General features: G+C 34.1%; 3 protein-coding genes. All 3 read right to left on the bottom strand.

Annotated features, from left to right (window positions below; translation table 11 throughout):
* Nucleotides 1-141: 141 nt before the first annotated feature.
* Complete coding sequence (locus ACKI2P_RS02985) at nt 142-5,334, bottom strand: right-handed parallel beta-helix repeat-containing protein (protein WP_407374871.1); 5,193 nt, start codon at nt 5,332-5,334, stop codon at nt 142-144.
* A 538-nt stretch (nt 5,335-5,872) separates the two neighbouring features.
* On the bottom strand, nt 5,873-8,698 hold the full coding sequence (locus ACKI2P_RS02980) for a right-handed parallel beta-helix repeat-containing protein (protein WP_407374870.1): 2,826 nt from the start codon (nt 8,696-8,698) through the stop codon (nt 5,873-5,875).
* Between the two features lie 333 nt (nt 8,699-9,031).
* Nucleotides 9,032-9,262 carry a hypothetical protein gene (locus ACKI2P_RS02975; protein ID WP_407374868.1) on the bottom strand — a complete coding sequence of 77 codons (231 nt, stop codon included), beginning with the start codon at nt 9,260-9,262 and terminating at the stop codon, nt 9,032-9,034.
* Nucleotides 9,263-9,987: the final 725 nt, after the last annotated feature.

The following is a 9,987-nucleotide window of genomic DNA, read 5'->3' as shown; positions in this document are numbered from 1 at the left end:
ATATTTATAAACATGTCCTCAATTAAAAAAAAATGTATGAACCGAGATGATATACTTAATATATAGATGAAAATATTATGTAAAATAATTTATTCAAAAAAAGAAAAAGTGAGGATGCAAAATGCATCCGCATGAAATTATTTAAATTATTCCAAGTTTTTTAGCGGTTTTTTCATCCACTTTACCAGTTACTTTAAGTCCTTTGGCTTTCTGGAACTGTTTTACTGCATTAACAGTATGGTCCCAATAGATGCCGTCAACCATCAGGTAATGTCCGTAAGCTGTGAGATAGTATCCATTGTTTTTCAATGCTCTTTGAATCTCTTTGACGGTAGATTTGAGTTTGCTTCCTTTGGATATTGTTTTCCATGTGGAAATGACCTTAATGTTTGCTTTCTTGGTGACCTTGTTGTAGTATTTGCTTCCTTTATAGGTTATTGTTGCCTTGAATGTTCCTTTCTTGTCTAGTTTGGTAATCTTGAATGTAGCTTTACCTTTGCTGTTTGTTGTGGCTTTATAGGTTTTGCCGTTGACTTTCAAGTAGACTTTAGCATTCTTGATTGCCTTACCAGTATTGTCCTTTAAGATTATTGTGTACTTTTTGGTTTTAGTTGTTGTCTTGAAGGTTTTTGCATTGGCAGTTATCTTTGGAGTTGCCTTTTTAACAACAACCTTGGCAGTAGCATCAGATCCAAGATAGTTACCGTTACCGTCAAATGTTATTTTAGCATAGTATGTTTTTGGAACCAAATTGCTTACTTTAACTTTCACCTGACCGTTTTCATCAGTAGTGTAGTTTTTAGCACCGTTCAGGTCCACAGTAACGGTACTGTTTGCCAACGGATTGCCTTTACTGTCTTTTAAAGTGATTACAAGATACTTGTTGATATTGTATTTTGCAGTTACATTTGCTGCGGTCAAATTGGTTGAATCCTTAGCTACACTGAGTGTAGCGGTTTTTGAAGATGACTTGTAATTGTCATCACCAGAATATGAAACGTTCACAGTATGGTTTCCAGCACTCATAGACGGAATTGTGACATCAGCACTTCCATCTTTGACAGGAACAGTATCTACAACTTCACCGTCAACTTTAACTGTAACATTACCAGTAGCATCTTCCGGCAATACAACATTAACAGTTGAATTATCACCGACAGTGACATTTTCAGGAATTAAAACATCTACAGTTGCATTTATTTTATTTACAGTTACAGTGATTGTTGTTGAGTTTTCAGCGTATATTCCATCACCGCCAACTTTTAATGTAATCTTAGCAGTACCTTCCTTAACAGCAGTAACAACACCATTTTCAACAGTGACAACACCGGAATTATCTGGGATGTAAGTTACTTTCAAACCTTCAGGGACACTAACAGCACCAATAGTTGCGTTAGCACCAATATCCAATGTAATGTCTTCAGCACTGACAGAAGCATCATACAAACTTACAGTAACGTTAATGGTTTTATTTTGAGCGACAGTATAATTGTCATTACCTGCAAATGAAACAGTAACAATGGAGGTACCTTCACTTAATGCTGTGATTAAACCCTCATCAGATACTTTAACAACACTTTCATTACTGGAAGAATATGTCAGATTACCTGCACCAGCAGGAGTTAAATCAGCTAAAACAGCAAACTCATCATTTACTTTTAAATCAAGTGTTTCATTAGCTAGAGTGATTTCAGTAGATACTTTATTTACAGTAATAGTGACTTCTTTAGTTACTGGATTATGATTATCATCAGCTATTGTTGTAACAGTTAAAATGTAATTGCCAGCACCTAAACCAGAAATCGGAATAGTATAATTATTAATCACAGTAACATCAGTACCATTAATGCTTGCAGTGATTCCTGTAGCTCCAGTAGTTGTTACAGTCACATTTGCGGATTCACCATAATCTAAAACAATATTATCAAGTGCTATTGTTGAATTAACTTTATTGATTGTTATAGTTCCATTATTAACAGTAACATTGTCCAAACCGACATAGGTTGCATTGACGTTATATTCACCGTAATCGTCAAATGTATGTTCTGCCCACCATGTACCGTTTTCACCATAAATCGCATCAATTTGAGTGCCGTTTGGCAATATAAATAGTAATTTACCTGGCATAACATCACCGTAAATATTGGATTTTGCAGTGATGTTAACAGTCTTGTTATTGGTTGTCTGGGATGTGACATTAACATTGAATTTCATGGTAGAGTTTATTGTTTCAGCTTCAGTGTAGTATGAATCTGTGTCATGGCGAGCACTAATGTAATAGTTTTCACCAGCAATTATGTCGAGAACAATCATACCATTCTCATCTGTGGTTATAACATTATTTAAAACAATTTCATCATTAACAACTACTCTGACAGTGATGTTTTGACCGGCTTCCTTATTGGATCTGACTGGAGCGGAACTGTCAGTGTTTGCGATTACGTTTGCACCCCAATAAGTCACATTGGTGAAACTAACATCACCCTTGGAATAGATTGCATTTAAAAGGTTATCATTACCTGTGAAAGTAATTGTAATGTTATTTTCATTTTTGGTTACTACTAAAGCTTCCGCATTCGCCCTATTGTTTAAGAAACGAGAGTTGAAAACAGTTTTAGTAGCTGAAGTACTGTAGAAGTAAATAGCAGAACCAGTAGTTGCATTATTACCAATAAAATTACAATTTGTCACAGTACCATTATTAGAGAAGTAAACTGCACCACCATCTCTAGTTGCAGTGTTGCCAGTAAAATTACAATTTGTCACATTACCATTACTATTGAAGAAAACTGCACCACCATATTTAGCTGCATTATTAGTAAAATTACAATTTTCAACAGTACATGAATTAATAAAGAAAATAGCGCCGCCCTCACTGAAATCAGCTGTTGCTTTGTTATCAATAAAACTACAATTTGTTACAGTACCAGAACCCATATTGATAGCGCCGCCCTCACTGAAATCAGCTGTTGCTTTGTTATCAATAAAACTACAATTTGTTACAATACCTTTGGAACTAACCTTAATAGCACCACCATAATTACAAGCAGAATTATTAGTAAAATTACAATTTATTACAGTACCCTCAGCCTCAAACATGATAGCACCACCATAACTATAAGCGCCAGTTACCTTGTTATTAGTAAAATTACAATTTATAGTCTCACCATTTCTATTAAAGTAAACTGCACCACCCATATTGGCAGCTTTGTTGTTAGTAAAATTACAATTTTTAACACTACCAGAATACATCCTGATAGCACCACCATTTCCATTGGTTGCGGTGTTGTCAGTAAAATTACAATTTGTCACTTCACCATTGCTATTGAAGTAAACTGCACCACCATTATTAGATGCAGTGTTGTCAGTAAAATTACAATTTTCTACATTACAGAACTTCCTAAAGTAAATTGCACCTCCATGACCCGAAGTTGCTTGGTTATTGATAAAACTACAATTTTCTATAGTAGAACCTGTTTCATAAGTGTCCCAAATGTAAATTGCACCACCTTCACCGGAAATTGCTTTGTTATTGGCAAAATTACAATTTGTCACTTCAGTATTTAAAGAAAAGCTAATAGCACCGCCATCACTCGAAGCAGAGTTATCAGTAAAATTACAACGAGTTACTTTTCCAGAATATATTTGAATAGCGCCACCATCATTATTTTTACCCCAAACACTATTGCCAATAAAATTACAATCAGTCACTTCTCCTTTCAAATTAAAGTAAATTGCTCCACCTGAACCATCTAATGCCTTGTTGTAGGAAAAATTACAACTTGACACATTACAGATTCCCGCAGCGTCAATTGCACCACCCCACCGGCCAGTGTTGTTGGCAAAATTACAACCGCGTACATTGCCGGTAATATTATGATTATTGAATGAAATAGCTCCCCCATCAACAGTTGCTGCGTTATTAGTGAAATTACAGGTTATTATGGTACCTGTGGCATCATGGCCATCAAAATAAACTGCAGCACCCCAACTTTCAACAGCTACGTTATTAATAAAATTACAGTTTATTATGGTGCCGTCCTTTGAAAATCGAAGTGCGCCACCACCGCCCTCACAATCCTCTAGAATCTCAACGCGGTTGTTAACAAAATTACAACAGATTACTTCGCCAGTACTGTTAAAGTAAACTGCGCCTCCTCCCATTGCAGAGTTATTGGTAAAATTACAATTTATTACATTTCCAGTAGCATCTTGGGTGAAATAAATAGCACCACCATCTCCAGAAGCAGTGTTGCCAGTAAAATTACAATTTGACACACTACCAGTATTAGAGAAGTAAATTGCACCACCATTTACAGTAGCAGAGTTGTCAGTAAAATTACAATTTGACACATCACCAACATAAAGGAAGTAAACTGCACCACCACAACCATCATCACCTGTTGCTTTGTTACCAGTAAAATTACAATTTGACACACTACCCTCATCATGGAAGTAAACTGCACCACCTTTTCTAGCAGAGTTGCCAGTAAAATTACAATTTGTCACAGTACCCTTATTAGGGAAGTAAACTGCTCCACCATAACCGTCTTCTTCAGTTGCTTTGTTGTTAATAAAATTACAATTTGACACAGTACCAGAATATATCCAGACAGCACCACCATCATAGGTTGCGGAGTTGTTAGTAAAATTACAATTTGTCACGGTACCTTGATCCAAGAAGTAAATTGCACCACCACCATATCTAGTTGCAGTGTTTCCAGCAAAATTACAATTTGTCACAGTACCTGGATCCCAGAAGTAAACAGCACCACCATCTCCAGAAGCAGTGTTGTTTGTAAAATTACAATTTGTCACAGTCCCAGTACTATCAAAGTAAATTGCTCCTCCATCACCATCATAATTAGCATTTTTAATGGTTAGATTTTTAATTGTTACACTAGAAGCAGTAACATGAAATGCCCTGATTGTTGATTCGTTCATGTCAATGACTGCACCGTTACCATCAATGACTTTATTGTCCTCACTGATAGTAATGGTTCCACCCTCATCGTAAGTATAGTTCTTATGGGTTAATGTAATGTTTCCTGGCTGGCCAATTTCTTTAGCCAAATCAGAATATTTAGCGGAACCCTCACCCAATACCTCAGTATCAGTTTGCGCAATAGCCTCATCATAATCAGTTGAAGCCAATGCCTCGTTTTCTTCACTTGTTTGCAGATTATCCTCAATTACTTTATCGCTATCGGATAATTCAATTTGATTTGTATCTTCGCTGGCTACCAGTGAATCATTCACGTCGGCCGCATATATGCAGGACACACTGAACAAGGCCAAAATCAACAAAATAAAAATAAATATTTCCTTCTTCATAATTATTCCCCTCAAATTAATGGTTTTTGAATAAATTGTTATAGACTGATATTTTCAGTTTAAAATATTCAAAATATGATTAAAAGTCTATAAATATAAATATAAATATCTAATCCTTTTAGAAAAATAATAATTTAGAAATGAAAATTGAATTTTTAAGCAGAATTATGAAAAAATAAATTTGAATGCCAGTAAATATGTCCTCACTTTAGCCATTAATGCTTAAAACAGGTACTCGTCGGTACCGACCAACATTTGTGCAAATGTATACAATGAGTAATGTTAACACTCTTTTAACATTACCATAAATGTTTAAAAAGTAGAAACTGATTTTTGAAAAGCATTTTATGTATATCCCTAGTTGAAATCAGGATTAGTTTTCAAAAAGGTATGCGTTAATGCAAATCACGATGCATTAAAATTAAAAATTGGAATCTGCTTTTGATTATATCATCATCAATTATGATTATTCTGCAGGTAATATGAAATAGTAGTTGTCACTATAAAAAAAAGAAAATAGAAAATAAGGAATTAATCCTTATTTAATTTTAATTTTAACTTTTTTAGTTACTTTGTTGTAATATGCATTACCTTTATAAGTAACTGTTGATTTATAAGTGCCTTTTTGGGTTAATTTTTTGATTTTAAAGGTTGCTTTACCTTTAGCGTTGGTTTTTGCAGTGTATGTTTTCTTTTTGATTTTAATAGTAACTTTCGCATTTTTGATTGGTGTTTTACCTGATTTTAAAGTAATGCTATACTTTTTAACTTTTTTAGCCTTTTTAAAAGTTTGCTTTTTAGCAGTTATTTTCACATTTGCCTTTTTAACTGTTACTTTTACGTTTGCGGAAGATGTGGCGTAGTTGTCGTTTCCGACAAATTTGATTGTTGCTTTGTAGGTTTTTGGAACTATTTTAGCTACATTTACCTTGATTTGTCCGTTTTTATCGGTAGTGTATGTTTTAACACCATTTATATTAACAGTTACACTAACTCCACTTAAGGCATTGCCGTTACCATCTTTTAAAGTAACGATTAGGTTTTTGTTAACCTTATAGGTTGTTGTAACAGCATTGGCGGTTATTTTAGTTGTCTTTTTGCTAATTGTTAATGTTGCATTTGCAGGTTCCACTTCAAATGTCTGATTTTCAACGCTGCAGACTGCAATGTATGATCCGGCATCTAATTCAACAACCCAACCTTCACCGCTTAATGCATAGTAAGTGCCGATCAGAGCATTGTTTTTGTATACTCTGATTGTAATATTAGCATTGTTGATTGGTGTGCCTGAAGCGGAGGTGAAATTGAATAGTAGTTTGTCACCGGAGTCGTATGTTGATGTGAAATTATAGGCAATCAAACTAGCTTTGGCAATAATTGTGTTGTAAGTATCATCACCGCTTATGCCTGCTTTATTGTCTTTGAAGATGGATTCAATGTCAGTTCCTTCATACATTGCCCCTCCATATTCTGTTGCATTGTTCTCTATGAATGTACAGTTGTTTGCAGTTATTTTGTAGGTTGCACCGCCATTTTTTGCAGTGTTGTTTATGAAATCACAGTTTGTTGCAGTCTGTCCACTACCAGACATTGCACCGCCATTCCCATTAGCTTTATTATCCCTGAAAGTACAATTAATCGCATTACCGCGGGACATTGCACCTCCGTCACCATTGGCTTTATTGTCTATGAAAGTGCAATTCTCAGCAAAAGCCCAGTAGATAGCTCCTCCGGAAGATGCTGAGTTATTATTAAATGTGCAGCCTCTAGCGGAACCGTAGGATATAGCACCTCCATCAAAGGTAGTGACCTTATTATTTGTGAAAGTACAGTTTACAGCAGAACCATCATACATGGCACCTCCATAACGAATAGCTTCATTATTTTTGAATGTACAGTTCACAGCAGAACATTCATACATGGCACCACCATTTTCCGCTGAGTTGGAATCAAAAGTACAATTCACAGCAGAACCGTGACACACGGCACCGCCGGTATATGCAGAATTATTGGTGAAATTACAATTTACAGCAGAACCTTCATAGATGGCAGCACCATTACTCCCATCTGCAGTATTATTATTAAATGTGCAATCCTGAGCTGAACCATGATACATGGCACCACCACTATTCCCCTTTGCAACATTATTATTAAATGTGCAATCCTGAGCGGATCCATAATACATGGCACCACCCATTTTCGCTGAGTTGGAATCGAAAGTGCAGCCCACAGCAGAGGAATTGGAATTTCCATATATTGCGCCGCCACTACCCTGAATTGCATTGTTATTGGTAAAATTACAGTTTATTGCTTCGCATATGCCCTTAAAGTAAACAGCACCACCATCACCGGCAGCAGTGTTATTTATAAAATTACAGTTTATTACATCACCCTTAACAAAGTAAACTGCACCACCATCACCGGCAGCAGTGTTGTTAGTAAAATTACAATTTTCAACAGTGCCTTTGGAACCAGGGTAAAAATAGATAGCGCCACCATCACCATTAGGCGCAGTGTTATTAACAAAATTACAATTTGTTACTGTACCTTCACCTTCGAACATAATAGCACCGCCACAACTATAATCAGTTGCTTTGTTATTAGTGAAATTACAATTTGTTACAGTACCAGTACTATAAAAGTAAACTGCACCACCACGGCCGTCTACAGTGTTATTTATAAAATTACAATTTTCAACAGTGCCTGAATCTATGCCGACAGCACCACCACGCCCAGAAGCAGTGTTATTAACAAAATTACAATTTATTACAGTACCTTCACCATAGAACATAATAACACCACCCCAATCACCGGTAGCAGTGTTATTTATAAAATTACAATTTTCGACAGTGCCCGAACTGGTGAAGTAAATTGCTCCACCATCACCATTATAGTTAGTGTTTTTAATAGTTAGATTTTTAAATGTTACACCCGAAGCATATACAGTGAATGCCCTGATTGTTGATCCGTTCATGTCAATGACTGCACCGTTACCATCAATGACTTTATTGTCCTCACTGATATCAATGGTTTCACCCCCATCGTAAGTATAACTTTTATGGGTTAATATAATGTTTCCTGGCTGGCCAATTTCTTCAGCCAAATTAGAATATGTAGCTGAATCCGCACCCCATACTTCAGTATCAGTTTGAGCACTTAAATCCTCATCATAATCAGTTGAAGCCAATGCCTCGTTTTCTTCACTTGTTTGCAGATTATCCTTAATATCATTATCAGTGGATAACTCGATTGTATTTGCATTCTCACTTGCTATGGTATTATCTATTTCACTTGCACTAACACCTGCAATGCTCAATAGAAAAACAACAAGCGCCAATAGGATTATTGTTTTTTTGTATTCCATTTTCTCCCTGAACTCCTGGAAATTGTATGCTAAAAAATGTTTTATTTCATTCAAACAATCATAAAAATACATGTCCTTTGTTTATAACTTCTAAAACATGAATAAAAATCTATCAATAAATATATTTATACATAACTATACCAGAGACATGAAGGGCAGATAAACTTATATTTATATATCTATCGTTTTATTGTGAAAATAGATTAAAAACTAATATTTATAAAACTACATCTACTAATAAGAATATGTGAAATATATTTTAAATTGTATCAATTTTTACCACATTAGCCACTAAATAACAATATTTTCAAATAAAAAAAGAAAAATGGTGAATTATTCACCATTTACAGCTTTAACTTGTTTGTATGTTGCATACATTGAATAAATCCAAATGATGAACACAACAATACCAAATATTTGACTTACATAAAGGAATAATACTTCAGCAATTATAGCTAAAACAGCTAAAATAACTCCCTTTTGCATATCACCAGCATATATCAATCCTAATCCTGACCAGATAAATGAAAGAACCAATGCAATTATCATGTTTTTATTTGCCATGAGTTAACCTCCTTTTATTATATAATTTAATATTTATAGGCATAGATTAATAATTTAATTGGAATATAATTTTGTCTTTACTCTTTTAAAGTGCTGAATAAAATCTATTAAAATTATCATATCCATCAAATACGATTGGAAACATTTATTTCCTACACAAAAACACATTAACTGATATTTATAAACCTACCGATTTAATTGAATGAATGAAACATATTTCAGACATTCTAAAATGTAGTCATGATTATTTTCTACATTAACACCTACAATCGACTATTCAAAACTTAATTTCTTAAATGATTTGATATATATCTCAGTGAAAAACAGGATTAAATTGTAAGAAGTGTGACTGTTAATGTTACTGTCACATCATTAAATCAAATCTAAAAAAAAGTAACTATTAAATTATCAACATTATGTTAATGGAAACATCAAAATTGAAATATGGCTTACTCTCATCTACTGTTTGAAATTTATCATAAAAAAATAATAAACAGAAAAAATATTAAAAATTATTTTTAATAAATTATAAAAATTTTCTAGCTTCTGCTATGAATTCTTCTGCTTGAATTTAACAATCTAAGGCTTCCTGTTTATCAAAATTTACTGAAAAATCATAACTAGATTTTCTTCTAAGTTTTTTAGCATTAGAATAATAAGTATAAACTTCTTGACTAAAATCCCCATCAAGAACAAAATCTTTACTAAACTGGGTTAAAATAGTA

The sequence above is a fragment of the Methanobrevibacter sp. genome (assembly GCF_045541095.1).
Lineage (GTDB): Archaea > Methanobacteriota > Methanobacteria > Methanobacteriales > Methanobacteriaceae > Methanocatella.
The sequence above is the reverse complement of the archived record's forward strand: the minus strand, read 5'-3'. Positions and strand labels throughout refer to the sequence as shown.

Excerpts from the sequence above, each read along its gene's own strand:
- ACKI2P_RS02975 (WP_407374868.1), bottom strand. The coding sequence starts at position 9,262 with ATGGCAAATAAAAACATGATAATTGCATTGGTTCTTTCATTTATCTGG.
- ACKI2P_RS02980 (WP_407374870.1), bottom strand. The coding sequence starts at position 8,698 with ATGGAATACAAAAAAACAATAATCCTATTGGCGCTTGTTGTTTTTCTA.
- ACKI2P_RS02985 (WP_407374871.1), bottom strand. The coding sequence starts at position 5,334 with ATGAAGAAGGAAATATTTATTTTTATTTTGTTGATTTTGGCCTTGTTC.